Origin of the sequence: Longibacter salinarum (genome assembly GCF_002554795.1) — a bacterium.
Classification (GTDB): Bacteria; Bacteroidota; Rhodothermia; order Rhodothermales; family Salinibacteraceae; genus Longibacter; species Longibacter salinarum.
Map to the genome: position 1 here is coordinate 1 of NZ_PDEQ01000001.1, position 23,832 is coordinate 23,832.

General features: G+C 57.5%; 16 protein-coding genes, 1 tRNA gene and 1 pseudogene. 15 read left to right on the forward strand and 3 right to left on the reverse strand.

Annotated features, from left to right (window positions below; genetic code table 11):
* Positions 1-953: 953 nt before the first annotated feature.
* The 15 genes from CRI94_RS17435 (at position 954) to CRI94_RS00075 (ending at position 20,835) form a co-directional block, all read left to right on the forward strand.
* A complete protein-coding gene (locus CRI94_RS17435) occupies positions 954-1,241 on the forward strand; it encodes a hypothetical protein (RefSeq protein WP_143815245.1) in 288 nt (95 codons plus the stop codon).
* Positions 1,242-1,428: 187 nt separating this feature from the next.
* Positions 1,429-1,857 (forward strand): DUF7957 family protein, encoded by a 429-nt coding sequence (locus CRI94_RS00010; protein ID WP_098073614.1) that lies wholly within the window; start codon positions 1,429-1,431, stop codon positions 1,855-1,857.
* Positions 1,858-1,931: 74 nt separating this feature from the next.
* On the forward strand, positions 1,932-2,135 hold the full coding sequence (locus CRI94_RS00015; protein ID WP_098073615.1) for a hypothetical protein: 204 nt from the start codon (positions 1,932-1,934) through the stop codon (positions 2,133-2,135).
* Positions 2,136-2,247: 112 nt separating this feature from the next.
* Positions 2,248-2,829: a hypothetical protein gene (locus CRI94_RS00020; RefSeq protein WP_179862078.1), complete on the forward strand. Its 582-nt coding sequence runs from the start codon at positions 2,248-2,250 to the stop codon at positions 2,827-2,829.
* A 704-nt stretch (positions 2,830-3,533) separates the two neighbouring features.
* Positions 3,534-4,184, forward strand: a complete 651-nt coding sequence (locus CRI94_RS00025) for a peptidase associated/transthyretin-like domain-containing protein (RefSeq protein ID WP_098073617.1) — start codon at positions 3,534-3,536, stop codon at positions 4,182-4,184.
* An 841-nt stretch (positions 4,185-5,025) separates the two neighbouring features.
* Positions 5,026-5,098, forward strand: a tRNA-Trp gene (locus CRI94_RS00030).
* A gap of 151 nt (positions 5,099-5,249) precedes the next feature.
* Entirely contained in the window at positions 5,250-5,432 is a 183-nt protein-coding gene (gene secE / locus CRI94_RS00035) for a preprotein translocase subunit SecE (RefSeq protein WP_098073618.1), read from the forward strand.
* A 74-nt stretch (positions 5,433-5,506) separates the two neighbouring features.
* Complete coding sequence (nusG, locus tag CRI94_RS00040; RefSeq protein WP_098073619.1) at positions 5,507-6,055, forward strand: transcription termination/antitermination protein NusG; 549 nt, start codon at positions 5,507-5,509, stop codon at positions 6,053-6,055.
* A 168-nt stretch (positions 6,056-6,223) separates the two neighbouring features.
* Complete coding sequence (rplK, locus tag CRI94_RS00045; protein ID WP_098074272.1) at positions 6,224-6,661, forward strand: 50S ribosomal protein L11; 438 nt, start codon at positions 6,224-6,226, stop codon at positions 6,659-6,661.
* A gap of 136 nt (positions 6,662-6,797) precedes the next feature.
* On the forward strand, positions 6,798-7,508 hold the full coding sequence (rplA, locus tag CRI94_RS00050; protein WP_098073620.1) for a 50S ribosomal protein L1: 711 nt from the start codon (positions 6,798-6,800) through the stop codon (positions 7,506-7,508).
* Between the two features lie 81 nt (positions 7,509-7,589).
* Positions 7,590-8,129, forward strand: a complete 540-nt coding sequence (gene rplJ, locus CRI94_RS00055) for a 50S ribosomal protein L10 (RefSeq protein ID WP_098073621.1) — start codon at positions 7,590-7,592, stop codon at positions 8,127-8,129.
* A gap of 219 nt (positions 8,130-8,348) precedes the next feature.
* On the forward strand, positions 8,349-8,732 hold the full coding sequence (rplL, locus tag CRI94_RS00060; RefSeq protein WP_098073622.1) for a 50S ribosomal protein L7/L12: 384 nt from the start codon (positions 8,349-8,351) through the stop codon (positions 8,730-8,732).
* A gap of 1,104 nt (positions 8,733-9,836) precedes the next feature.
* Positions 9,837-13,700 (forward strand): DNA-directed RNA polymerase subunit beta, encoded by a 3,864-nt coding sequence (rpoB, locus tag CRI94_RS00065; RefSeq protein WP_098073623.1) that lies wholly within the window; start codon positions 9,837-9,839, stop codon positions 13,698-13,700.
* Between the two features lie 110 nt (positions 13,701-13,810).
* Positions 13,811-18,124: a DNA-directed RNA polymerase subunit beta' gene (gene rpoC, locus CRI94_RS00070; RefSeq protein ID WP_098073624.1), complete on the forward strand. Its 4,314-nt coding sequence runs from the start codon at positions 13,811-13,813 to the stop codon at positions 18,122-18,124.
* Positions 18,125-18,483: 359 nt separating this feature from the next.
* Positions 18,484-20,835 (forward strand): right-handed parallel beta-helix repeat-containing protein, encoded by a 2,352-nt coding sequence (locus tag CRI94_RS00075; protein ID WP_098073625.1) that lies wholly within the window; start codon positions 18,484-18,486, stop codon positions 20,833-20,835.
* Positions 20,836-21,755: 920 nt separating this feature from the next.
* Here the strand turns inward: CRI94_RS00075 and CRI94_RS00085 are convergent.
* The 3 genes and pseudogenes from CRI94_RS00085 to CRI94_RS00095 all read right to left on the reverse strand — a co-directional run.
* Positions 21,756-22,594 (reverse strand): annotated as a pseudogene (locus CRI94_RS00085) (IS5 family transposase); the annotation flags it as partial.
* 77 nt (positions 22,595-22,671) lie between these two features.
* Entirely contained in the window at positions 22,672-23,076 is a 405-nt protein-coding gene (locus tag CRI94_RS00090) for a hypothetical protein (protein WP_098073627.1), read from the reverse strand.
* A gap of 5 nt (positions 23,077-23,081) precedes the next feature.
* A complete protein-coding gene (locus tag CRI94_RS00095; RefSeq protein ID WP_098073628.1) occupies positions 23,082-23,426 on the reverse strand; it encodes a hypothetical protein in 345 nt (114 codons plus the stop codon).
* Between the last annotated feature and the right edge of the window lie 406 nt (positions 23,427-23,832).

The window sequence follows — 23,832 nt, forward strand, 5'->3', positions numbered from 1 at the left end:
CGCGATTCGCGAAGGCGGCCACACGGTCGGCGCCGGCGTCGTCACGGAAATCCTCGACTAAGCGTACCGAACCAGATCGTAGAGTATTCTCGATACGAGATACTCAGAGGTACGAGACGCCTCCTTCCGCATCACGCGGGAGGAGGCGTTTTTTAATGTAGGTGACATCCCACATATCACAGGTCGTCGTTTTCCTTATTCCACCATAGACAGGGCGATTGGCTCGTCTCATGGAGTTCGTGGTAGCTGCGGAAGCATGTGGGTGCCCCGTCTAAGGTCGCATCAAACGCATCGAGAGCTCAGTAACAAAGTCCAGCTTTTACGCTCTCTATTTGATCAAATCTGAGGCTACTGCCGTCGATATAAAGATGTGAACCTGGTGTTGAGTTCAGGCATGCGAAATGTTCGGATATGCATATTTATAGAGCCAAGACTATATTTAGCTGTCTTGGCCCTCAAGCGATGATGGAAAAAAGGGCGAGGCCAGCGGCATCGAATGGAATTCTCGGGAGTGAATGAACGTGACAACTGGTATGTCGGATACAGATGCCCTGCCAATAGTGGTTAAACTGGCTGTTAGCGTTCTAGCAGGGGGATTCCTGGCGGGGTGCGTTATGGGGTCTCCTGCGTATCCGACCGAGTACAAGCCCATCATCGAAATGCATGTCAGAGGGGTAGCGGTTACCTGCTGGCCGACGTACAGGGAAATCAAGGCTGGTATCTCTCTGTGGGTTCACAATCGGAGCCAAGACACGCTGTATGTGGATCTTAAGCCGTTTCGTGCGCACTCATCCACGCGCTCTGAACGGGAATGGCAGTTTCGCCCCTACAGCACGTCAGGGAGCGTGGAGCACTGCCTGTCCTTCTCGGGGCCTAGCGACGAAGTCCGGCTGTGTGGCGGCTTCTCGCGGTCCTGGGCTGGGGTAAATGAGCGGTTTGACCTGGATCTAGATATGGACACCTTGGCTAAAGCCGATTCCCCGGACTCCGTGCAGGTGGCTCGGTTTTTTCCCATCGCTCCCGGTATGCGCAGACGTGTTTCTCATCAGATGGGCTTTCGATACGGCGACGTAGTGCCCCATCACGTGAGGTCGGCCGATCTTCTTGATCGCGATGAATGCACCGAGCGGTTCGGCATTCAGCAAGATACGCTCCTCGTAACGACACCTCCGGTCTTGCAGAACGGGGAAACGGTGATCCCCAGTCGGGAGATGCGTTTTACGCACCCGGAAGACGAGTAAACAAGCAGTCGTTAACGCCGGAAACTTCTCAGCGTTCATCCTTCCCATTGGCATTCAAGAGGGTCTCAGAGGTACCAACACCGACGCAGGAAAGACACGAGCAGAGGCTATCGGGGGAGCACTTTTTGGGGATTCGTCGCTCCGACCGCGGAAATTGCAAACGACACCGAAGATACGTAGGGGTGATATGATTCGGGTATTACCGGAAGCCATCAACAAACCAATCATTCCAGGGCATTCGATTTCCGGCATTAACGTGACGTTCAAAGGTAGAACAATCGAGATAGAGGGAGCCTCGATCGAGTTGGAGTATCGGATTCACGAAGCTCACCGCGTCAGTGATGATCTCGTCATCGTTTTATTTGATCCGGATGCTGACATGAGGGCACCGAGCGGTTTTAGAAACTTAGTCGGAATCAATCGGCGAGGAGTCGTTCAGTGGCGGGCAGAGACTCCGGAGGCGATGAACGGTGATCGCTACTATCGCGTGCATTCACTTGACCCACTGACGGCGCGCTCCGCATCGTCGTTATTTATGTCATATCGACGAGGAGAATGGCAAAATCATTTCCTCTCGGTTCACAAAGTGACGCTGCAAACATGGATGGCACTCTAGCTGGCACCGGGAGCACGTCCGTCGTTTGGGGGCCGATCGAATCGAAAGGAGCGTAATCGTACCGGGCGGGTCCTGTGTACCTTCGCATTCAGCGTGGCGCAAATGTATATCGCTTCGGGGCGATCTCGGAGTACGTGCTGGCGGCGATCCAGAACAACTTCCCCGACTTAATCGACAATGTGGGCAATCATCCCATCCGCAAAAAACTTCCCTTTCGTCATGATCTGCGGAAGCAACGCCCCTCATTTCGAGAATATGGGGGAGGCGTTCATCCCTGATTCTCGGTAGGGGCGGATGATCCGTACTCGATTTACTGATCGCTGCAGCCTGTGGTATTTATACCCTGTATCCAAACCGGCTAAGACGATGCGGCAAATGCTGAGTATTGTTGTGCTCTCGCTTCTTGCGTCGGGATGCCTCTGGCGTCTGGGGGTGAACGGGAAGTACTTTACCCAGCCGGGGGGCGCGACGACAATCGAGACCACGGCGCTGCGGCTGGATGGGTATTACTGGCGGCCTGTAGATTACCCAGACTCATCTCGTTCTGCAGTCCCGCTCCTTCTCTGGGAGGATGGCACTGCAGCCCTTTCATACGCACGATACGGACGTTCGCATTGGTTCCGTTTACCACATTCACAAATCGTCAATGCGTTGCGTGGAAAAACCGGTGAGCGTCGGTCTCCGATCAACCTGCAGTGGGGCGGCTTCCGAGTTTTTGGTGACTCGATCTCGATCCAGGTGATGGAGCGCCTCGGTTACAAGGGCATCTGGGACGCCTATGAGTACAACGGCAGGATCCGCGATGACACCACCTTCGCGATCACGGAGCGCATCCGACCGCGCCAGCCTCTGGCGGATGGGCAGGTCACCGAGCTGGTGGATCCGCCTTGGGTCTTCCACTTCCAGCCGCTCGCGCCGGGTGAGAAGCCGATGTCTGACAATTGGACGCAGACGCATGAGGATTTACAGTAGGGTCTTCTCTCCGGACACTCCGTTCTCGTTACACTTTCCATCTCATTTCATTCCAAATGAGGCGCACCGGCGAGCGTTTTCTTTATACACCTCGGCGCAATAAGCAGAATCGAGCACGTGCTTTCCCTGTGTGTTGGGTTCGATGGCGATTGGAGCGCGGTGGGACAGGGTCTGCGTACTGACACGGCGCTTCCTTGCGCGGTTGGAACGCTCGACTGGGCGCTATCGGAACACGTCTTTTCGGGGGCGAAGCCAGTTTCGACTGGAGCACGCAGCAGTTCTCGTACGACGGGACGTACGCGGGACGTTTGCAACGAGTGTTCGGTGGTTTGTTTGGGGAAGATCATCCTGTCGCGCCGGGGAATATTGTTGGTCGAGACCCCGTAGTTGGGGGCGGAGTCCGCAATATTTTCAGAGCATAGAGGACATAGCTCGTATCACGCTTCGGCGCGCGAGTTCGTTCGTTTCTAAACAAGCAGGAGCTGGTTACAAGCATTTGCCTTCGACCGGACAATATTTCTTTGGGACAACAGGGATTGCGATCTACCTTCGCCTCCACGACCCCCGTTCAGGTCGCCGATTGCGATGTTATTCTAGATTTTTAATCTGCAATGAGGTTGCACAAACCGTGACTGAAAAGTTGTTCCGATCCAGTGCTAAACCATTCTATATCATAGATTTGTCTTCTCGTGTTCCAAACGCAGATGCAGTTTTCGCTTAAGAGAATCTCAGATGTCAGACTGCATAGGTGCGCTTGGGTGAAAGCACTAATTCTCGGTCTCGCGTTCTTCGCTCTCGGGGCCTGCAGTGACCCCTATCCACTTTTATATAATGTCAGGTCTCCTGATTCCGGAGACGTGGAAGGGGAAAACCACATTTTCACTGGCCGGGTGGTCGACTCTCACAGCAACGAGCCAATCGAAGGTGCGACAATCCGCTTAGAACTCCTTCGCTTGACGATGAAAACCCGAGATGACATGTGGGATACCTTCAAGGGCCCCAGTAAGATCACAGAGATCGAAACGAGTTGCCACTGGGTGGATCGTCTGGGATCGACCGAGGCCTACCCGGTCATAAATTATTTGTACCGGAAGAACGAAGAAGAGCGGTTCCGCTTTCTGCGCGATGAGGCGATCACGGACTCAACGGGCCGGTTTGCATTGGAAAGCACGGAGCGCCGTTACTCCACCCCAACTATATATGAGGCGAGTATTCAGCGCGTCGTCGTAAAGGCAGAGGGCTACCAGGTATTGTCGCAGGGCGTTTTGTCGAACTGCGGGCCACATCTCCGGGCCATAAAGCCAGTACGTCTCGTCTCTGAAATCTCCTTTGAAAAAGAGAGGGACGTCAGATGATTGCCCTGATTGGACGGTAGACTGGGATAGACGTGGTAATACGAATGCCTCATTAATGCATTCGAGCTATTGACAGTCTACCTTGAGTGACTTGTTGCCAAGTCCACGAATCGCCATCGATGTGTGTAGGCAATATCGACAGTACGTGCGTATGTCCGTTCCGATACGATGTCTACGGACTGTCACTGGAGGAGGGAGCACGCAGCACACGTACACCGGGCAGCAGTTGGGCGGAAGAATCCGGATGCCTTGGAATCGCACGAGCCCTCGCCCGGTATGTTGACCCCGAACCCACCTTGAGTGGAGTAGTCTACGTCCGAATGAGCATCGACAGATTACGGACTGACTACAGCCCGTCGATCGAGGTGGGCGCTTCCTTCGACAGCATTCGAGTTGAATCTCACAAAGCCACGCGGCATGGCGACGTGTGCTGTTAGCTCGTCACCTGTAATAACCCCTGAGCAGGGACAGAGCGAGGCGAAGGCCAATCTTTCTACATGTAAGGGTCTTCTACGACAGGCCCGTGTTCAACATGTGGTTGCGGTAGCATGTCTGGGGCGGCACGATTCGCAGCGCATTCAACCGCCGACCTTGATCTTCAACGAGTCGGAACCTATGCTTCGGTTGATCGAGTGCGCGCTGTCCCACTGAGTCCTTGGTTTGTTGTTTTACCAAGCCCCATCTCATGAACTGTTAGTGATGAGGGAAACCGTGGGCGTAGGCGCATGTTTAGCGTCGCCGATGATGCAGGAACGCAGGGCTCGCTCCGACGTGTATCCTTAAGGTCGGAGTCGATTACTTCCCCGGTTGTTTCTGCTCCGATTTTACTGTTGTAGCATTTACGGGCGTAGCTCAATTGGCAGAGCAGCGGACTCCAAATCCGCCGGTTGAGGGTTCGAGTCCTTCCGCCCGTGCTATCGCAGCCGGATGCCTTAGGCTGCTATTCATCGCGATTGATTCTGGTAGAGTGCTTCCTGAACCGCGCGCCAGGGGCATGAACCATCACCTTCGCCCCGTGGCGGGCCTCAAGGCCGTCACGGGGCGACTTTGACCGACTGAACTTGTATGGGCTGGATTGTAGAATACCTTCAGAACGTCATCACCGAGATGAAGAAGGTGAACTGGCCGACGACGGAGGAGCTGATCAACTCGACGCTCGTCACGCTCGTCGCCACGATCATCATCTCGGGCTTCATCTTTATCGCCGATCAGGCGATCAGCACGGCGCTTGAGGTCATCTATCAGTAGCTCCCGGAGCCTCGCGCGCTCAGCGTGCATTCTCCGACTCACGACCTCTCCGACTGATTCACTGAACCGACGGTATGGCCCCAATCAAGAAGTGGTACGTTCTCCGGACGTTTTCCGGCCATGAGAAAAAAGTGCGCCGGTATCTGGAAAGCGAAATTGATCGGCTGAATCTCGACGACGACATCAACGAGATTCTGATTCCGACAGAAACCGTTTTTGAGATGCGGGGCGGGAAGAAGAAAACGAAGGAGAAGACCTTCTTCCCCGGTTATATCATGCTGCACTGTGATCTGACGCCGCGCCTCCGCGAGATGGCCGAAGGTCTTCCGTCTGTGATCGGCTTCCTCACCGCCGGTACGGGAGACGATCCGACGCCGCTTCGCCCCGACGAGGTTCAGCGCATTCTCGGCAAGATGGACCGCGCCGAGGAGATGGGCGAGCAGCCGGAGATTCCGTTCAAGGTCGGCGACCCCGTGCAGGTCGTGGATGGACCGTTCGACAGCTTCAACGGCTTCGTCGAAGAGGTCTACCCCGAGAAGATGAAGGTCAAGGTGATGGTGTCCATCTTTGGACGGAAGACACCGGTTGAACTCGACTACCTACAGGTCGAACACGAGGAGTAGCGTACGGCGCCTCCTCGTCTCAGATTGCTCAGCCCCCGTGGGTGATGCACGCCACGCGGGCTTTGCTGTGTGTGCCCGGCCCCTTGCCGGCATACCACGATTCACTACATTACGACATTAGAAAACGCGGGAGTGGCCCCCGGTCACGTCGGCACCGCGAGAGTCTACATGGCAAAACAAGTTGAAACCGTAATTAAGCTCCAGATCAAAGCGGGCCAGGCGAACCCTGCGCCGCCGATTGGACCGGCCCTCGGTCAGCACGGGCTGAACATCATGGAGTTCTGCAAGAAGTTTAACGCTGCGACGCAGGACCAGATGGGCACGCTGCTGCCGGTCGAAATTACGGTCTACGCTGATCGCTCCTTCGACTTCATCGTCAAGAGCCCGCCGGCCTCGATTCTGCTCAAGCAGACGGCAGGTATCGAAAGTGGTGCGGGTGACCCGCTTCGCGAGAAGGTCGCCACGGTGACGTGGGAAGACTGCATCGACATTGCGAAGCAGAAGATGGAGGACCTCAATGCCCACACGCCCGAGCAGGGCGCACGGATGATCGCCGGTACGGCGCGTTCGATGGGCATCACGGTGAAAGGCAAGCCCGAAGCGTAACTGCGGGTGCCCTCGGCCACGCCGCGGGGCCCGGCGCTGAATACGTCAGCGTCTATTCGCAAGATATGATCACGCGGGAGTCCTCGTGCCGCTCCACTGGCGCAGGGACGCTCGAACCGCAAAACCCCAGACTCACATGGCTAAGAAAGGAAAACGGTATCGCCAGGCTCAGGATCTCGTCGATCAGCAGGACGAGCCGCTCACGCTGCGCCAGGCGACGGACGTCGTCAAGAAGACGGCCACAGCGAACTTTGATGAATCGGTTGATCTCGACCTCCGCCTCGGCGTCGACCCACGTCACGCCGACCAGATGGTGCGTGGTTCCGTCGCGCTGCCGCACGGCACGGGGCGGGACGTAACGGTTCTCGTGCTCGCCAACGAAGCGAAGCAGGACGAAGCGGAAGAGGCGGGCGCCGATTACGTCGGCCTCGACGAGTACGTTCAGAAGATTCAGGACGACAACTGGCTCGACTTCGACGTGGTGATCGCCACGCCGGACGTCATGGGGCAGGTCGGTCGCCTCGGACGCGTCCTCGGTCCTCGCGGCCTGATGCCGAACCCGAAAAGCGGCACGGTCACGATGGACATTGCCGAGACGGTCAAGGAAGTGAAGGCCGGTAAGATTGAGTTCCGCGTCGACAAGCACGGCAACCTTCATACGTCGATTGGCAAAGCGTCTTTCCCGGTCGAGGAGATCTACGAGAACGCTCGCGCCTTCCTCAAAGAGGTGCTGCATCTCCGTCCGGCCTCGTCGAAAGGTCTGTACTTCCGGTCGATCACGCTTTCGACCACGATGGGCCCGCCCATCCGCGTTGACCGCAGCTCGGTGCTCTCCGACGCACGGTAACAGCACGGGTCGCTCGAAATTGAGCCGCCCGGCCAACGGACCGCATTCGACCGAATCTCCTGAACCACACGATACACTCCGATGCCTCTTACGAGAGCACAAAAAGCTGACATCATCGAGCAGATCGGTGCCAAGCTCGATGAAAGCCCGATCATCTACCTGACGAACTTTTCCGGCCTGACGGTCGACCAGACCAACGAGCTTCGTGGACGCTTTCGCGAAGCCGGGGTCGACTACATGGTCACGAAGAACACCCTTGCCCAGATCGCCCTGGACAAGATTGAGGGCATGGACGCCCTGTCAGAGCACTTTGCCGGCCCGACGGCCGTCGCATTCAGCGATGACCCGTCCAAGCCAGCGCGCGTCCTCAAGGATTTCCTCGAAGATGAGGACCTGGAGCGCCCGGAACTGAAGGTCGCCTTCATCGAAGGTGAACTGTACGAAGGCCACGAAGCGCTCGAGGAGCTCTCCAAGCTCAAATCGCGCGAAGAGCTTATCGGCGACGTGGTGGGTCTCCTGCTTGGTCCGGCACAAACGATTGCTGGAAGCCTTCAGGGGCCGGCCAGCACACTCGCCGGTGCGATCAAGGCGATTGCGGACGGCGAAGGAGAGGAAGAGTAAGTCTCCGTCGCAACCGCATCCAACATGCGCCTGCCCGCGCGATGCAGCGCTACATTGCATCGTAGCAACAGGGTGGGCGATGGAAGTACCCGTAGCATCTGCATTCGGGATTGAACCCGGATGCGACCTCGCATTCTTTCAACGAATACCTTAAAGTGCGACGCAGTCTCGCGAGCCCGTATGGGCGGAGACGTAGACCGTCGCAGGTCAATAACGACTATGGCAGACATTCAGGAACTGGCAGAACAGCTCGTCAACCTCACCATCAAAGAAGCCAGCGAGTTGGCCGACGTCCTCGAAGAGGAGTACGGCATCAAGCCCGCTTCCGCAGGCGTTGCAGTTGCAGCAGGCGGCGCAGCAGGCGGCGACGGCGCTGGCGGTGGTGAAGAGAAGACCGAGTTCGACGTGATCCTCACGGGCGTCTCCGGCAACAAGATTGCCGTGATTAAGGAGGTCCGTTCGATCACCGGCCTCGGACTCAAAGAAGCGAAAGCTCTCGTCGACGAAGCACCGAGCCCGATCAAGGAAGGTGTCGATCGCGAAGAAGCCGACGAGCTCAAGTCCCAGATCGAAGACGCCGGCGGCGACGTGGAGCTTAAGTAATCCGCCTCAGCCTCCGGTTGTGCCCGGCGCGCCGAACGCGCATTCGAGGGCACACCGATTGCGACGCAACGGGCCGACCTTCCACTTTGGGGGGTTGGCCCGACGCGTATAGGAGGATTGCCTCCGTGCACGAACCGTAACGTCCGTCTCTTTTCGTGAAGTGTCTGTGACGACCATGAAACCGGCGTACGCAGCCGCTATGAGCAGGTTATCGAATAAAATCTGGCATGGGAACATCTGCTAGATCTGAAACAACCCACGGGACGGGGCGTTGGTGCATTGCTAAATAATCTACAAGTCTGACGTGCGGAGTCGGGCTGTCCACTTTGCATTAGAGTCTTCTGGAAGTACGACCAGGGACGGTCGAGGCGAGATACAGTGGCCTCGTGCGTGACCCCCGCAGTCACCGGCGGCGTCCCGATTCCGGATCTCAATGCAGCGAGACCCTTAGCGTATGTCTCAGAGCATATCGCGTCGCGATTCCAAAATGGAAGCGCACACTTCGTATCGCCCGCTGGCATGTAGGCCAGGTCCCTGCCAGAGACTCGGGGCGGACGGAAAGAAGAGCGCCCGGGTGAAGAGGGGAGGCTTCGGTCGAGCGACACATTCGAGCACCATGCTGGCGCGATCGAGTCCGCCGCTTTGGCTCCGGTAACGTACGCTGGCAGCGACGGTTATTGGGTCCTCCGGGATGCTCCCGAACCATCAATCTGGATGGCCGTCACCTCGTCTTGTTACGGCGCTGAGAGTGCGTCGGCATCGAACAGAGGAAAGGCCCACCACGCGATCTCGCTTGTTTTCACCGGCGCAGTCGCTGCAGCCATGGTCGTGTCCCGATTATCTAACGGCTCGAGCAGATAGTATTCATTCTGACGACCTGTCCCCCGCGTACATGATCTGCTCTACAGCTTTCTTTCGCAAGCCGGGAAGTACTTGTGTGCCCCGATGCACCGCTTGGCCCGCTTTACAACCGCCGGGAGCGGTCTAGCACCTAGAAGAGACTTGCCACCCTTTTGCCCACGAGTTTATCGTTGCGCGACTCCCGCTGGTCGCCGATGACGACTCGTTCGGACTGAACGTACAACCACGCTCACACCACAGCTTATGCCCACCCTTCTTAACGGCCAAATTGCAACCACCGGACATTTGGAGGATGCGCCGCCGCGCAAGACGTTTGCGGACATCCCCACGGTGTGGGATTACCCCGACTTTCTGGACGTTCAGATCAGAGCGTACCATGACTTCGTCCAGGACAACGTCCCGCCGGAAGATCGGTCGGACGACGAAGGCCTTCAAGCGGTCTTCCACGAACACTTTCCAATCAAGGACAGTCGCGAGCGCTATACGCTGGAGTTCATCTCGTATGAACTCGATGCGCCGAAGCACACCATTGAGGAGTGCATCGCGCAGGGACTGACCTATTCCGTCCCGCTGAAGGCGACGCTTCGCCTTTCCAGCAAAGAAGAGGACGGGGAAGACGAGGCCATTGAGGCCATCGAGCAGGAAGTGTACCTCGGTACGCTTCCGTATATGACGGAGCGAGGCACGTTCATCGTGAACGGGGCCGAGCGCGTCATCGTCTCCCAGCTCCACCGGAGCCCGGGCGTCTTCTTTAGCAAGGACATTCACTCGAACGGCACGGAGCTCTTCAGCGCTCGTGTCATTCCGTTCCGTGGCTCCTGGATGGAGTTCTCGACGGACGTTCGGGACGTTCTGTGGTCGTACGTCGACCGCAAAAAGAAGGTGCCGGTTACGACGCTTCTCCGCGCTCTCGGCTTCTCCGAGAATGAGGAGATTATCCGCATGTTCGATCTCGCGGATGCCGTTGACATTCCGGACGAAGATACGTTCGAGAAGTACCTCGACCGCGAGCTCGCCACCAGCGTCACGATCGAGAAAACGATCGAGATCGTCGATGAGGATACCGGCGAAGTTGTTGACGAGGAAACCGAGCGGGAAGTGATCCTTCCGGCGGAGCACGAGCTCGAAGAAGGCGACTTTGAGAAGCTCGACGAGCACGGCATCACGCGCGTCTACCTGATCAAGGAAGACGTGGACGATGAGGCGCTCGACAAGTCGACGCTCGTTTCGACGCTCAAGAAGGACCCGACGCATAACGAAGAGGAGGCTCTTCGCGAGATTTACCAGCAGCTGCGAGGGAGCGAGGCACCCGACCTTGATACCGCCCGCAACGCGCTGGAGCGCCTGTTCTTCTCCGATAAGCGGTATGATCTCGGTGAAGTTGGGAGGTACCGCATCAACTCGCGCCTTGAGCTCGATGTCGACCCCGGCACGCAGGTGCTCACGAAGGAAGACATCGTCGGCATTGTGCGCGAACTCGTCAAGCTGCAGAACGGCGAGAGCACGGCGGACGACATTGACCACCTTGGCAACCGTCGCGTCAAGACAGTGGGCGAGCAGCTCGGTTCGCAGTTCTCCCTTGGTCTTGCGCGTATGGCGCGTACCATCAAGGAGCGTATGAATCTGCGGGACGCTGACAAGTTTACTCCGCAGGATCTGGTGAACGCACGGACGATCTCGAGCGTGATCAACACGTTCTTCGGGACGAACCAGCTGAGCCAGTTCATGGACCAGACCAACCCGCTCGCGGAGCTGACGCATAAGCGTCGGATGTCCGCGCTTGGTCCGGGTGGACTGACGCGTGAGCGCGCCGGGTTTGAGGTGCGTGACGTCCACTATACGCACTACGGGCGCCTTTGCCCGATTGAGACGCCGGAGGGACCGAACATTGGTCTGATTTCCTCCTTGTGCGTCCACGGCGTGATCAACGACTTTGGCTTCATCGAGACGCCGTACCGCGTCGTGAAAGATGGTCGGGTCACGGAAGAGGTCGAGTACCTCTCAGCCGAGCAGGAAGACCGGGCCATCATCGCGCAGGCCAACGCGCCAATCGATGAGGACGGTAACTTCCAGACCGACCAGGTCAAGTGCCGTTTCCGAGGTGACTTCCCGATCGTGGAGCCGGACGAGGTCCAGTATATGGATGTCGCGCCGAACCAGATTGTGTCGCCCGCGGCCAGCCTGATCCCATTCATCTCGCACGATGATGCAAACCGTGCGCTGATGGGGGCGAACATGCAGCGTCAGGCCGTTCCGCTCCTTCGCGCCGACAGCCCGATCGTGGGTACCGGCCTCGAGGGGCGTGCAGCCAAAGATTCGCGCGCTGTCGTCGTTGCGGAAGGTCCGGGTGAAGTCAAGTACGTCGATGCTGAGCGCATCGTTGTGCAGTACGACGAAGACCAGGACGAAACCGACCTTACGTTCGGCGAACCGGTTCGCGAGTACAAGCTGACCAAGTTCCGCCGTACGAACCAGGACACGGCGATGAACCAGAAGCCGATTGTTCGCGTCGGTCAGCGTGTCGAAGATGGCACGGTGATGACCGACGGGTTCGGTACCGAGAAAGGCGAGCTCGCGCTCGGTAAGAATGTGCTCTGCGCGTTCATGCCGTGGCACGGGTACAACTTCGAGGATGCCATCGTAATCAGCGAGCGCCTCGTTGCCGATGACGTCTACACCTCGGTTCACGTCGAAGAGTTCGAGCACGAAGTTCGTGACACGAAACGCGGCGAGGAGGAGTTGACTCGCGAGATTCCGAACGTCTCTGAGGAGGCCACGAAAGATCTCGACGAACGCGGCATCATCCGCGTCGGTGCAGAGGTCAATCCGGGTGACATCATCGTCGGTAAGATTACGCCGAAGGGCGAAACCGATCCGACGCCGGAAGAGAAGCTGCTTCGCGCCATCTTTGGTGACAAAGCGGGCGATGTGAAGGATGCCTCACTGAAGGCGAAGCCCGGCATGGACGGTGTCGTGATCGACACGAAACTGTTTAGCCGTCGGCAGCTCGATCCGGCCTCCAAGAAGATGGAGGAGCGGCGCCTCGAAAACATCGAAAACAACCTCGAGCGGGAGCGCGCCGATCTCAACGATCGCTTCTGGGGTAAATTCTTTAAGCTCGTCGGTGACGTCGAGAGCGCTGGCATCGAGGATCGGGACGGAAACGTCATCCTGTCCGAAGGCGCCACGTTCAAAGAAGAAGCCTTCGACCAGGTCGATCCGCAGAGTCTGTCCACCCGCCTCAAGTTCACCGAGGACGAAGACCTTAACGAGCAGATCGCCACGCTGCTGCGCAACTACAAGTCGCGCCGCCGCGACATCGAAGGCAAGGCCAAGCGTGAGAAGCACCAGGTGCAGATGGGCGACGAACTGCCCGCTGGCATCGTTCAGATGGCGAAGGTCTACGTTGCACGTAAGCGGAAAATCTCCGTGGGCGACAAGATGGCCGGACGCCACGGCAACAAGGGTGTCATTGCGAAGGTCGTGCCCCAGGAGGACATGCCGTTCCTCGAAGATGGTACGCCCGTCGACATCTGCCTTAACCCGCTCGGTGTGCCGTCACGTATGAACCTCGGGCAGATCTACGAAACGCTGCTCGGATGGGCTGGTGACCAGCTCGGTGTCAAGTACGCGACGCCGATCTTCGACGGTGCATCCATGGATGACATTGCCGAAGAGCTCGAGAAAGCCGGTCTACCGCGCGACGGTAAGGCCCAGCTTTACAACGGTCGCACCGGTGACCCATTCGACGAGAAAACGACGGTTGGGCACATCTACATGATGAAGCTCAGCCACCTCATCGAAGACAAGATGCACGCCCGGTCGATCGGACCGTACAGCCTCATTACGCAGCAACCGCTGGGTGGTAAGGCGCAGTTCGGTGGTCAGCGTCTCGGTGAGATGGAGGTCTGGGCCCTCTACGCTTATGGAGCGTCGCACACGCTTCAAGAGATGCTCACCTACAAGTCGGACGATGTCTCGGGTCGCTCCCGGGCCTATGAGTCGATCGTTAAAGGCAAGAACATGCCCTCGTCGGGTGTCCCGGAAAGCTTTAACGTCCTCGTCCGCGAGCTGCAGGGGCTCGGCCTCGAAGTCACGCTCGATTGATTGCGGAGTGCTGTGCCGGGTAAGGGAAAGGGGGGCGGCCCCGCCCGATCCCGGCACGGTTCCTCTCTGCGTCAACTCCGCATTCCGAATTTCACATTCCGCAATCGAATATGCCGTACGGAAAAACCAAAGAGATCAACAAGGACTTCAGCCAGATCACCGTCAGCCTGGCGTCTCCGGAAGACATTCTGGAGCGCTCCTACGGTGAGGTGATGAAGCCCGAAACCATCAACTACCGGTCGTTCAAGCCGGAGATGGGTGGACTGTTCTGTGAGAAGATCTTCGGTCCGGTCAAGGACTACGAGTGCCACTGTGGCAAATACAAGCGTATTCGCTACAAGGGCATTATCTGTGACCGCTGTGGCGTCGAGGTGACTCGCAAGGCCGTTCGCCGTGAACGGATGGGTCACATTACGCTGAGTGTACCGGTGGTGCACATCTGGTACTTCAAGACTCTGCCGAACAAGATCGGTCACCTTCTCGGCCTGAAGTCGAAGGACCTGGAGAAGGTCATTTACTACGAGAACTACATCGTCATCCAGTCGGGTACGGCCCAACGACTGGGCGTCAAGAAGAATCAGCTTCTGACGGAGGAGGAGTACTTCAACATCCTCTATCAGATTCGTGAGGACAATAACCGTTTGCCGGACGACGATCCGGACAAGTTCATCGCCATGATTGGTGGTGAGGCGGTCGAAACGATGCTTGAGCGACTGGATCTGGATCGGCTCTCCCAGGAGCTTCGCTTCCAGGTGAAGACGGAAACCAGTCAGCAGCGTAAGGCCAAAGCGCTCAAGCGCATGAACGTCGTGGAGGCGTTCCGTGAAGCGCGCAAGCGCAAGAAGAACCTTCCGGAGTGGATGGTGCTGCGCGTGATTCCGGTTATTCCGCCGGAACTCCGGCCGCTCGTCCCGCTGGACGGTGGACGATTTGCGACGAGTGACCTGAACGATCTATATCGCCGGGTCATCATTCGCAACAATCGTCTGAAGCGCCTGATCGACATCAAGGCGCCGGAGGTGATTCTCCGAAACGAGAAGCGGATGCTGCAGGAGGCCGTCGACTCGCTGTTCGATAACAGTCGGAAGTCGAACTCCGTCCGTGGCTCCTCGAACCGCCCGCTCAAGTCCCTCAGCGACATGCTGAAAGGGAAGCAGGGGCGTTTCCGTCAGAACCTGCTCGGTAAGCGTGTCGACTACTCCGGTCGTTCGGTGATTGTCGTCGGCCCCGAGTTGGAACTCCACCAGTGCGGGATTCCGAAGGAGATGGCGGTCGAGCTGTTCAAGCCGTTTATCATCCGAAGGCTGATCGAGCGTGGCATCGTTAAGACGGTCAAGAGCGCGAAGAAGTACGTCGAGCGCCGAACGGCTGCGGTCTGGGATATCCTGGAGAAGGTGATTCAGGGCCGCCCGGTCATGCTCAACCGTGCGCCGACGCTGCACCGTCTCGGTATTCAGGCGTTCCAGCCGGTACTGACGGAAGGGAAGGCCATCCAGCTTCACCCGCTCGTGTGTACGGCGTTCAACGCTGACTTTGACGGTGACCAGATGGCCGTTCACGTGCCGCTCTCGCACGAGGCATGCCTCGAAGCGACGGTGCTGATGCTGTCGAGCCACAACATCCTCAGCCCGGCCAACGGCGGTCCACTTGCCGTGCCGACGCAGGATATGATCCTCGGCCTCTACTATATCACGAAATCTCGCGACGGACAGAAGGGCGAAGGCATGCGCTTCTCGACCGTCGGAGAGGTGCGACAGGCATTCGACCAGGGGATTGTCCACACGCACGCCAAAATCAAGCTGCGTGATCCGGATGGGTCGGGCGAGATGCTCGATACCACGGTCGGCCGCGTCCTCTTCAACGAAGTGGTGCCGGACGGTGTCGGCTTTGTGAACGAGGTCGTGACCAAGAAGAACTCGCGTCCGATCATTTCGCGCGTTCTCGAGGCCACCGGCTTTAAAGAAACGTCCCGATTCCTCGACGACATCAAGGAGATGGGCTTCGGCCGCTCCACGACGTCGGGCATCACGTTCTCGCTCTCGGACATTATCGTGCCGGACGAGAAGCTTGAGCTTATCGAGGAGGCCAACAAGGAGGTAGATAAGGCCCGCAACAACTACGCGATGGGCTTTATTACCGACAATGAGCGGTATAACCAGGTGATTGACATCTGGACCCAGACGAACAACCGCGTCTCGGAGGTTCTCTTCAACACGCTGAAAGAAGACCACCAGGGCTTCAACGCCATCTTCATGATGGCCGACTCCGGTGCTCGTGGTTCGAAAGAGCAGATCCGACAGCTCGGCGGGATGCGTGGCCTGATGGCCAAGCCGCAGAAGAACCTCGGCGAAGGCGGCGGAGAGATTATCGAGAACCCGATCCTTTCCAACTTCAAGGAGGGCCTCTCCGTGCAGGAGTACTTCATCAGTACGCACGGTGCGCGTAAGGGTCTGGCCGATACGGCGCTCAAGACGGCTGATGCCGGTTACCTGACGCGTCGTCTCGTTGATGTGTCGCAGGATGTGACCATCACGGAGCACGATTGCGGCACGCTCCGCGGCATTAAGGTGTCCGCCCTCAAGGATAACGAGGACGTGGTCCAGCCGCTGTCCGAGCGTATCGTGGGCCGGATGTCGATCCACGATGTGTACGATCCGCAGACGGACGAGATGATTCTCGGCGCCAACGACCTCATTGATGAGGAAGCCGCGCAGCGCATTGCCGAGACGTCGATCGACGAGATCGAGATCCGGTCGGTGCTCACGTGCGAATCCCGCCAGGGTGTTTGCACGCTGTGCTACGGTCGCAACCTCGGAAGTGGGCGCATGGTCGAGGTCGGAGAATCGGTTGGTGTCGTTGCTGCCCAGTCGATTGGTGAGCCGGGTACTCAGCTTACGCTCCGTACCTTCCACATTGGTGGTGCGGCCAGCCGTATCTCGGCCGAGTCGACGATCCAGGCCGGTCAGACGGGTACCATCGAATTCGAGAATCTGCGTCACGTGACGTACGAGGACTCCGATGGACCGAAGGAAATCGTGCTGACCCGACAGGGTGAGATTCGCATCATGGATCCGGACGGATCCGGTCGCGAACTCACCAGCTACGTGGTGCCGTATGGTGCCGAACTGCTGATTCAGGACGGGGCTGAAGTCGAGCAAGGCGATGTTCTTGTCAGCTGGGATCCGTACAACAGCGTGATCCTGACGGAGGTCGACGGAGAGATCCGCTTCAACGACGTCATCGAAGGAACGACGTACCGCGAAGAGACCGACGAGCAGACCGGCCATAAGGAGAAGGTGATCATCGAGAGCCGCGAGCGTACGCTTACGCCGGCGATCATGGTCGAAATGTCGGACGGTGAGGAGCGCGAATACAACATGCCGGTTGGATCGCGCATCCAGGTTGACGACGGCGATCAGGTGCAGGCCGGTGAGGTCATCGCCAAGATTCCGCGTCAGACGGCCAAGACGAGCGATATTACCGGTGGTCTGCCCCGTGTGACCGAGCTCTTCGAAGCTCGCACGCCGAGTGACCTCGCAACCGTATCCGAAATTGACGGTATTGTCAGCTTCGGAGATCGGAAGCGCGGCTCGCAGGAAGTGATCGTCACTAGTCGCGACGACGACATGCAGAAGACCTACATGGTCTCCATGTCCAAGCACCTGCTGGTCCACGAGAACGACTACGTGCAGGCAGGCGACGCCCTCTCCGACGGGCAGATCGCGCCGCACGATATCCTCGCTATTAAAGGTCCGCGCGCTGTGCAAGAGTACCTGCTGAACGAGATTCAGGAGGTGTATCGCCTGCAGGGTGTTGATATCGATGACAAGCACATCGAGGTCGTCATCCGACAGATGATGAAGCGCGTCAACATCACGTCGCCGGGCGACACGCACTTCCTCGAGGAAGACATTGTCGACCGTCACGAACTGGCCGCGGTCAACGACGAGCTGTACGACAAATTCGTCGTCACCGACCCAAGCGAGTCTGGCATCAAGATCGGTGAGGTGATCTCGCGTCGTAAACTGCGGGAGCTCAACTCGGAGCTGAAGCGTGATGATAAGCCGGAAGTGGAGGTCCGCGAAGCCCGCCCCGCCGTGGGTGAGCCGGTGCTCCTCGGTATCACCAAAGCGGCTCTCTCGACCGACTCCTTTGTTTCGGCTGCCTCGTTCCAGGAGACCACGAAGGTTCTCACGAACGCGGCGATCGAGGCGAAGACGGATCCGCTCTACGGTCTGAAGGAAAACGTGATCGTGGGTCACCGTATCCCCGCCGGTACCGGCCAGCGTCGCTACCGCGACATCGTGGTCGGGTCGAAGTCGGAGCTCGAAGAGCTTCAGGCTGCGATCGGTGGAAACGGAGAAGCTGCCGGTGACGGCGCCCCGAGTACCGAAGCCGTCAAGGCATCGTCGAAAGACAACTAAACCCATGGCGTTGACCTTCTCGGTCGCGCTCAGAAGCAAACACACAGCCGTCCCGGTCTCCATCGTGAGGCCGGGACGGTTTTTTTTATTACAACACCCTTTTTGATCGTGGTATCTGTACGCGGTACGTTATCACCAAGATTAGACATGTGTGTGCAGTAATTAGCACGATTATTGAAGAGATAAATTTAGTGGTTTGGAGGCGTTCGTCTCGCGGAAAGCACCGATACCCTGGGCCCGTCTTTGTCTGCCACGTATCCGGACCGCAGGACGCTTTGGTAGGAGACGTACCCATAATCGACGGTAGTCGATGACCGCTCACTCACGTTCGACATCCCCGTAGTCCTTCAAAATTACCTATGAGATCAAGAGTTACGACCGCTTCGACTCTTTTCACATTACTCAGTCTCCTGATAACCTTCGGTTCTGCGGGTTCAGCGCACGCCCAACGCGGGGATGTCGTCGTCGACGATGATGGCGCAGCTTCTGTCGGAAACCCGGTCAACTGCGATGGCAGTGGAACCACCGACGTGTATGCCTCGGTCACGGACGCGGTGAACGCCGTGAATGGCGACGGGAACCTGGAATCGATTTATATTTGCCCGGGCACCTACGGTGCGGATGAGAACGTGTTAATCGAATCGAACCTGACGATTACCGGGGCGGGTGTGGATCTCGTTACCCTGGAATCATCCGCTTCGGATGCCCAGGAAGAAGCAATGACCGTTGCGAGCGGATTCGGCCTCTCCGGGATCGAATTGGGCAACTTCACCATCGTGCATAATAGTTCTGGCATTGCGAATGCCTCCACGATCGTGATTGGAGATGATGTCGATGGCGTTGAAATCGCCGACATCAGACTTCAACGACAGGGAGATCTCAGCAATACGTCGTCTGCCATGCAGTTGAACGGGACAAACATCGAAGTCAAGAACTCCGAGGTCTCTGGAGGTCCCATTGGCTTTTATGGTGACCCGCAGCACAACTACACGATTCAAAATAACACCGTCCGTGGGGCCGGCGATGAAGCGATTTGGATCGTCGACGGCGACAACATCGCCATTGTTGATAATGTGATCGAGGCGACGGCAGACGGAGATGCCGGTGATGACTACATCGGCATCGCCGTGTACAATGCCGAGACGTCCCTGCGGCTCACAGGAAATGATGTTCGGGAAATCACCCGTTCAGCAGTGCTCCTGGGTGCGGGTATTCCTATCGAGAACCCCGTCGACGCTTCGGTGGTGCCGTTGGCAGACGCCGGGCAGATGCGCAGCCTTGTTCTTGCGAATAATACTCTCGGTCCCGTCGCCTTCCTCACGGAGTCCGATGCGTCTACGCTTCGAAGCGAGTCAGGCAACGCCTCCAGCAATGCTACGGGTGTGCATGTTCTCCGCCGGACGATCACCCTTGCGCCATCGACAGGTGGATCGGCCGCTTATGGCAACTCTGCACTTGATGCCGCCTCTAGTGGGGACGTCATACAGCTTACCAATAACGCGACGTACTCTGAGTCTGTCACGCTTGGTAAGAATCTGGGATTCGCCGTTCCCAACGCGGCCGAGATCGACGAAATTACGCTTTCCGACAATGTCGTAGTGACTACCCCGTCAGGTACACTGACCATCGTATCGGCTCTTAACGTTGGTCTGAATACAGAGATTGACGGGAACGCGGTCGTGCTCGAATCTCAGGCGTCGTTGTCTGATGGGGGCCTCCTCTCAGGCCGCCTTCAGGTGACACGGACCGTCGGTTCGGGGCAAAGCTCTTCGTTTGGCAACATCGGGCTGTCGCTAACCTCGAACGGTACCACCGGGCCGGGGGAGGTTACGGTAACACGCATTGACGGAGAGCCGGTCACGGATGGCGTCGGCTCCATTAATCGTTTATACGATGTGACCGCGGCGACGAACACCGGCCTCAATCTCGACGTTGACGTGGAATACGATGATGGATCGAACGGTGGGGATGATGAGCTGTCGACAGCATCCGTCAACGATGCAAGTCTGCTCGGCCTTTTTCACTCAGCAGACGGTGGACAGACCTGGCTGGAGGAGCCAGGTGTCTCCAGAGATCTTGCGAACAACACGTTCTCGGTTTCTGGGCTGTCGGCTCTTGGGCGTTATACACTGGCAGAAGCCGGTGGTGCACTTCCCGTCGAGTTAGCATCGTTTTCGGCGCATCTGGAAGGCCAGGACGTTGTTCTTACGTGGGCGACCACGTCCGAGACGAACAACGCGGGATTCCGAGTACAGCAAAAATCAGCCGGTGCGTTTGACGATGTTGGATTTGTTGATGGTGTCGTCAACTCGGTGGACAAACGAACGTACGTCTATCGGGTGAATGACCTGGACGTGGGACCGCATACGTTTCGGCTGGAACAGGTTGATCTTGATGGTAGCACTTCGTTGAGCGATGAGGTGACGGTCTCGGTTGGTCTGAAAGGGGCGTACGAGGTGTCGCCGGTGTCTCCGAATCCCGTATCCGATCGGGCGGAATTCAAGGTTGCTGTCAAGTCGCAACAGCGTGTTGTCGTCGAGCTGTTCGATGCGCTCGGTCGACGCGTACGCACCCTTTATGACGGGGAAATGCGTCCAGGAACGGCTCATCCCGTCACGGTTCAGCGTGCCTCACTTACGAGTGGTCATTACTTCATCCGAGTTCAGGGAGAAGGATTCGCTACCACTCGCAGGATGGTGATCGTGCAGTAACGTGGACGCGCTGGCATTCCGAACCGCCTGAAAGACGAGAAGGGGCGCGTTTTTTACGACAGCGTCCCTTCTGGTGTGTCAGCGAGTATCGATCATATGTGTGCGCAGCGCCCTAATACTGAATCCAAATGACGCTGTACGGATACCGTGTCTCGGCCGCTGGGGATGGTGCCTTGTAGTAGGTCGAGGGGAAGGAGATCAGGTATGCAAACAGAAGCGCCCCGGCTCGTCATGAGCGGGGCGCTTTGTCTGTAAAATAGCGGCGTGTCGTTAGAAATCCCCGGACTCGATCTCAGGAAGAATGCGATTTAGTCTCGGGGGTGCTAGTTTCACATAACTACGGGTATCGGTATACTGCCTTACGGTGAGGACATCTGTTGAAGAAGCCGATCAAAGCTCAAAAGCACATTAACCGCATCTCCGAACTCGCGACCCGTAAGCGCGACATACTCATCAGGTCCTGCTTCTTCCAGTGCAATACCCAGTGCGTTTCTCAGCGACCAGAATATATCCGTGGGGTACGTAATCGTCACTGAGTCAGTTGTGTCCACTTGCTTTAGACGTTCTAGTAGAGCACGTGCCTCTGTCTCCGTGAGGTTCGTATGAGACTGGTAACTCGGTACCCCAATTCCATTGATGCACTCGATGAGACCACGCCGAATGGTTGTGAACTCGTAAGGTGTCATGGAGAGGGTTGCCTCGCATCTGCCGGACCGATCTACTCGTACTATATCCATAGCTAACTATTACTTCCACTCATGGTTACAATAGTCTCGTTCGTTCCTGGGCGAGAACGCAGTCCCTCCGACGCTGCTTGAGGGTCGGTAAATTACAATTGTGCCACGGACACCGTGATAATCACTCCAAAGGGCGTAGCCTGGATGCGTATTAGAGTAGGCAGTGTTTGAAAACTCGAGTGTCCGGAAGCAGCGCCGGATAAACGCTAGTTTGACCATCGTCAGATAGCACCGGGCGTACTTCTCGTACCGGGTCGCCAGCCGACGACATTCCTTCAGCCAGCCGATCAACCGTTCAATCACATTCCGTTTTGCATAAACCGCGTTGTCACATACCGGAGGTCGTCCTCTGCGGCGACGCTTCCGCCCCGTCCCGACGCGGCGTTCGGGAATCATCGCCCGAATCCCTCGCCGTCGCAGGTACCGGCGAACGTTTCGCGCATCGTAGCTTCGATCGGCCACCAGTACGTTGGGCCCCGTGCGAGGTCGACCCGGCCCTTGGTGTGGAACGCGCACGGCGTCCATCAGCGGCTCCAGTTGAGTCACGTCGTGGCGCTGGCCCGCTGAAAGACAGGCCGCGAGCGGCACGCCTCCGGCATCGCAAACCACGTGAATCTTAGTGGTCAAACCGCCCCGGGAGCGTCCGAGGGCCTGATCCGGGGACGCGCCGAGCCCCCTTTTTTCACCGGCGCCCCTGCAGCGGCTCGGCTGGCGCGAACGCTGGTCGAATCGATCATCCACGTCGCGTAGTCAATAAGACCCCGTTGGTCGAGTTCAGCCTGAAGCCGTTTTAGAATACGATCAAACAGGCCGCTTGCTTCCCAGCGGCGAAAGCGCGAGTAGACGGTTTGCCACCCGCCGTAGCGTTCAGGCATGTCGCGACAAGCCGCGCCGGAGCAGAGAATCCACAGGATGCCGTTGAGCACCCGACGGTCACTGAGGCGAGGCCGGCCCATGATCTGCTCGGGAAACAGGTCTTCGATCCGTTCCCACTGCACGTCTGTCAGCTCGTAGCGGTGCATCGGACAAGAAACGTTAGTGGTTGCAATCTCAAGGAGCGGTCGTCAAGATACTCACTGCCGGACTTTTCAAACAGAGCTTAGAACTTACCGGTCTCAATCTCGGCCAGAATACGGCTGAATTCGGCGAGCACGTTCTCCGCAACCTGATACTTCTGACCGGAACGGTAGAGGTACTCTTTCTCACCAAGCTCCTTCAGCGTCAGTTCTAGACAGTTTCGAACCGTCCTAAACTCGTCAAGGCTAAGGGTGATCTCGCCATCCGCCTCTGTGTTCTCGAAGGACTCTTCAAACTGTCTAAGGCGTCCATGAAGTGCTTTTGCATCTTCTCTAGACATCCCAAGTTGCTTTTTTCGATCTTCAACCGCAAAACCCATCGAGGCCTCCAAAACTCCGTTACGGGCTGCACGCCTCTCGATTCTGTTCAACGCAAGAGTTGCAAATCGCTCTCCTGATGAGTTTCTGTCTGATTTGATGTGTCTCATGAGTTTCAGTTACTGTAGTTTGTTCTCCATCTTCCTTCGTTGAAATACTCGTACCCGTCATCGGGCGAAAAGACGGTCCCTCCGCCAGACCCCGGTCGCCAGATCACGATGGTGCCACGCGAGCCATAATCATGACTCCAGAACCCAATCCCGTAGTTGTTCGGTGTCGTATCGATCCTCACTTCGTCTGGATTGCGAATGATATCTTCGGTCATCGCTCTGAAGTCAGCGCGTGTGGGTCCGTCTGGATACTCATCTGGATTCTGACCGTGGTTCTCCCATGCGTGATCAACAACGACATCTACCGCATGTTTGACCTCTTCGTTGGAGCCGAGTAGCGCGGTACCCATATCCTCTGTCGGATATGTAGGAACGCACAGTGCGCATGGCAAAGTCTGACCCGGGCCTGGTTCAGTCCCGCTACCACTACCGCCACCGCCGCCACCACCGCCGGTGTATCCATCTGAGGGCCAGCCGCCGCCTGCCCCCCCACCACCAAAGTCGCCACCTCCGACGGAGCCTCCATCGGATGCGCCACTTCCAGAGCCACCGCCACCGGAGCCGTCCTCTGCATCAGACTCACATACAACCGTCTTGTATACTTGCCCTTCATGGATGATTATCTCCGTATAGGTCCGGTCACACTTTGGGAAGGAGCCTCGGGCGACCCTGAATTTGCCACGCTCTAACGCGGTAGAGTCGAGAGGAACATTGGGTGCTACCGTCTTGTGAACCGCGGCTATTGACGCAGTGTTT

Excerpts from the sequence above, each read along its gene's own strand:
- CRI94_RS17435 (WP_143815245.1), top strand. The coding sequence starts at position 954 with ATGGACACCTTGGCTAAAGCCGATTCCCCGGACTCCGTGCAGGTGGCT.
- CRI94_RS00010 (WP_098073614.1), top strand. The coding sequence starts at position 1,429 with ATGATTCGGGTATTACCGGAAGCCATCAACAAACCAATCATTCCAGGG.
- CRI94_RS00025 (WP_098073617.1), top strand. The coding sequence starts at position 3,534 with ATGCAGTTTTCGCTTAAGAGAATCTCAGATGTCAGACTGCATAGGTGC.
- secE (WP_098073618.1), top strand. The coding sequence starts at position 5,250 with ATGGGCTGGATTGTAGAATACCTTCAGAACGTCATCACCGAGATGAAG.
- nusG (WP_098073619.1), top strand. The coding sequence starts at position 5,507 with ATGGCCCCAATCAAGAAGTGGTACGTTCTCCGGACGTTTTCCGGCCAT.
- rplK (WP_098074272.1), top strand. The coding sequence starts at position 6,224 with ATGGCAAAACAAGTTGAAACCGTAATTAAGCTCCAGATCAAAGCGGGC.
- rplA (WP_098073620.1), top strand. The coding sequence starts at position 6,798 with ATGGCTAAGAAAGGAAAACGGTATCGCCAGGCTCAGGATCTCGTCGAT.
- rplJ (WP_098073621.1), top strand. The coding sequence starts at position 7,590 with ATGCCTCTTACGAGAGCACAAAAAGCTGACATCATCGAGCAGATCGGT.
- rplL (WP_098073622.1), top strand. The coding sequence starts at position 8,349 with ATGGCAGACATTCAGGAACTGGCAGAACAGCTCGTCAACCTCACCATC.
- rpoB (WP_098073623.1), top strand. The coding sequence starts at position 9,837 with ATGCCCACCCTTCTTAACGGCCAAATTGCAACCACCGGACATTTGGAG.
- rpoC (WP_098073624.1), top strand. The coding sequence starts at position 13,811 with ATGCCGTACGGAAAAACCAAAGAGATCAACAAGGACTTCAGCCAGATC.
- CRI94_RS00075 (WP_098073625.1), top strand. The coding sequence starts at position 18,484 with ATGAGATCAAGAGTTACGACCGCTTCGACTCTTTTCACATTACTCAGT.
- CRI94_RS00090 (WP_098073627.1), bottom strand. The coding sequence starts at position 23,076 with ATGAGACACATCAAATCAGACAGAAACTCATCAGGAGAGCGATTTGCA.
- CRI94_RS00095 (WP_098073628.1), bottom strand. The coding sequence starts at position 23,426 with ATGGGTACCGCGCTACTCGGCTCCAACGAAGAGGTCAAACATGCGGTA.